We start from the raw sequence: 2,904 nt of genomic DNA, 5'->3' as shown, positions 1-2,904 counted from the left end.
CCTTATAAATCAAAAGCAAAAAACCCTTACTAAATTAATAGTAAGGGTTTTCAAAAAAGGCGGCGACCTACTCTTCCACAGTAAAGCAGTACCATCGGCGCAAACGGGCTTAACTACTCTGTTCGGAATGGTTAGAGGTGAGCCCCGTCGCTATAACCACCTTAAATTGTTATTCTGATAGATATCAGAACTTGGGTTGTTATAAATAATCAACACTAATATTGTTGACATATTGAAAAAATCACATGATATGTATCGTAACGTATACTTTATAAAAAAACGGACTCGCTCGTTAACCATTACTGGTTGTCCGAGCGAAGTCGAAGTAACAATAAGCCTATGGGTTATTAGTACTACTTGGCTATGACATTACTGCCTTTACACCTATAGCCTATCAACGTGGTCATCTTCCACGACCCTTAAAAGAAATCTCATCTTGTGGTGGGTTTCGCGCTTATATGCTTTCAGCGCTTATCCCTTCCGAACGTAGCTACCCAGCAATGCTCCTGGCGGAACAACTGGTACACCAGAGGTTCGTCCAACTCGGTCCTCTCGTACTAGAGTCAGATCCACTCAAATTTCTAACGCCCACAGTAGATAGAGACCGAACTGTCTCACGACGTTCTGAACCCAGCTCGCGTGCCACTTTAATGGGCGAACAGCCCAACCCTTGGGACCTTCTCCAGCCCCAGGATGTGACGAGCCGACATCGAGGTGCCAAACCCCCCCGTCGATATGAGCTCTTGGGGGAGATCAGCCTGTTATCCCCGGCGTACCTTTTATCCTTTGAGCGATGGCCCTTCCATACGGAACCACCGGATCACTATGCTCTACTTTCGTACCTGATCGACCTGTATGTCTCTCAGTCAAGCTCCCTTATGCCATTGCACTCTACGCACGGTTACCAAGCGTGCTGAGGGAACCTTTAGAAGCCTCCGTTACTCTTTTGGAGGCGACCACCCCAGTCAAACTACCCACCAAGCACTGTCCTTTCTTTGAAAGTTAGACTCTAGATAAGCAAAGGGTGGTATTTCAACAATGACTCCACAACGCCTAGCGACGCCACTTCAAAGTCTCCCACCTATCCTACACATTACTTATCCAAAACCAATACTAAGCTATAGTAAAGGTGCACGGGGTCTTTTCGTCCCACTGCGGGTAATCGGCATCTTCACCGATACTACAATTTCACCGAGCTCATGGCTGAGACAGTGTCCAGATCGTTACACCATTCGTGCAGGTCGGAACTTACCCGACAAGGAATTTCGCTACCTTAGGACCGTTATAGTTACGGCCGCCGTTTACTGGGGCTTCATTTGAGATCTTCGAAGTAAACTTCTAAACCCTCCACTTAACCTTCCAGCACCGGGCAGGTGTCAGGCCCTATACATCATCTTTCGATTTAGCAGAGCCCTGTGTTTTTGATAAACAGTCGCCTGGACTTTTTCACTGCGGCCCCCCAGAAGGGGGCGACGCTTCTCCCGAAGTTACGCGTCCATTTTGCCTAGTTCCTTAGCCATGAATCTCTCGAGCACCTTAGAATTCTCATCCCAACTACCTGTGTCGGTTTAGGGTACGGGCTGCTTCACTCGCTTTTCTTGGAAGTCGATTTGCTAGATTATCACCTTGACCGTAGTCTCAGTGTACTATCGCGGTGTTACCACTCGCTTCAACGTACTATTCCGTCAGTACGCACTAACTTTTCGCCTCCGTCACTTTTAGTGTGAGCAGGTACAGGAATATTAACCTGTTGTCCATCCACTACCCCTTTCGGGTTCGCGTTAGGTCCCGACTAACCCTCAGCTGATTAGCATAGCTGAGGAAACCTTAGTCTTTCGGTGTGCGGGTTTCTCGCCCGCATTATCGTTACTTATGCCTACATTTTCTTTTGTAGCTTCTCCAGCATGCCTCACAGCACACCTTCGACGACACTACAATGCTCCCCTACCACTTATTAATAAGTCCATAGCTTCGGTAATATGTTTATGCCCGATTATTATCCATGCCGAACCGCTCGACTAGTGAGCTGTTACGCACTCTTTAAATGAATGGCTGCTTCCAAGCCAACATCCTAGCTGTCTAAGCAGTTCAACCTCGTTTATTCAACTTAACATATATTTGGGGACCTTAGCTGATGGTCTGGGTTCTTTCCCTCTCGGACATGGACCTTAGCACCCATGCCCTCACTGCTGATGAACATTTTATAGCATTCGGAGTTTGTCAGGAATTGGTAGGCGGTGAAGCCCCCGCATCCAATCAGTAGCTCTACCTCTATAAAACTATAAATCAACGCTGCACCTAAATGCATTTCGGGGAGTACGAGCTATTTCCGAGTTTGATTGGCCTTTCACCCCTACCCACAGGTCATCCGAAGACTTTTCAACGTCAACCGGTTCGGGCCTCCACTGTGTGTTACCACAGCTTCACCCTGCCCATGGGTAGATCACACGGTTTCGCGTCTACCACTACTAACTAAAGCGCCCTATTCAGACTCGCTTTCGCTACGGATCCGGACCTGAAGTCCTTAACCTTGCTAGCAACGGTAACTCGTAGGCTCATTATGCAAAAGGCACGCCGTCACAGATCAAGTCTGCTCCGACCGCTTGTAAGCGTATGGTTTCAGGTTCTATTTCACTCCCTTATTCAGGGTTCTTTTCACCTTTCCCTCACGGTACTAGTTCACTATCGGTCTCTCAGGAGTATTTAGCCTTATCGGATGGTCCCGACTGATTCACACAGGGTTTCACGTGCCCCGCACTACTCAGGATACCACTATATCCACATTCTTTACTTATACCGGGCTATCACCGTCTACGGCTTGTCTTTCCAAACAATTCTAATTCATCCTGCTTCTAATATCGTGGTCCTACAACCCCAGCATTGCCGTAACAATACTGGTTTGGG

At 47.6% G+C, this 2,904-nt stretch carries 2 rRNA genes (1 of these 2 running past the window's edge); both read right to left on the bottom strand.

The annotated features are described in order from the left end of the window. Positions 1 to 54 precede the first annotated feature (54 nt). Positions 55 to 164, bottom strand: a 5S ribosomal RNA gene (gene rrf, locus HM986_RS17390). Positions 165 to 327: 163 nt separating this feature from the next. After that, positions 328 to 2,904 (bottom strand): 23S ribosomal RNA (locus HM986_RS17385) (it continues 252 nt past the right edge of the window).

Origin of the sequence: Winogradskyella costae, from assembly GCF_013403865.1 — a bacterium.
GTDB lineage: Bacteria > Bacteroidota > Bacteroidia > Flavobacteriales > Flavobacteriaceae > Winogradskyella > Winogradskyella costae.
This window is presented reverse-complemented; position numbering and strand designations above follow the sequence as displayed.